1 rRNA gene is annotated in these 290 nt (G+C 44.5%); it reads left to right on the top strand.

Annotated elements, in window-relative coordinates:
* Nucleotides 1–162, top strand: a 23S ribosomal RNA gene (locus V6C27_14890); the annotation flags it as partial.
* Nucleotides 163–290 lie beyond the last annotated feature (128 nt).

The raw sequence follows: 290 nt of genomic DNA, 5'->3' as shown, positions 1-290 counted from the left end.
AAGGATAAGCGCTGAAAGCATCTAAGCGCGAAGCCAACTTCAAGATGAGATTTCCCGTCAATAGAGTAAGACCCCTGGTAGACTACCAGGTAGATAGGCTGGGTGTGTAAGCACAGCAATGTGTTGAGCTGACCAGTACTAATCGGTCGAGGGCTTGACCTTGAAGCTTTTCTTAAATCGCTGTTCAGTTTTGAAGGAACGATTATGATGTAACAACAAACAATGTAGGGGCCGATTTATCGCGCCCACAAACGAAACGTTGGTTGTTAGATTACACTGTTTTGCAATGT

The sequence above is a fragment of the Peptococcaceae bacterium 1198_IL3148 genome (genome assembly GCA_036763105.1).
Classification (GTDB): Bacteria; Bacillota; Desulfotomaculia; order Desulfotomaculales; family Desulfohalotomaculaceae; genus JBAIYS01.
The sequence above is the reverse complement of the archived record's forward strand: the minus strand, read 5'-3'. Positions and strand labels throughout refer to the sequence as shown.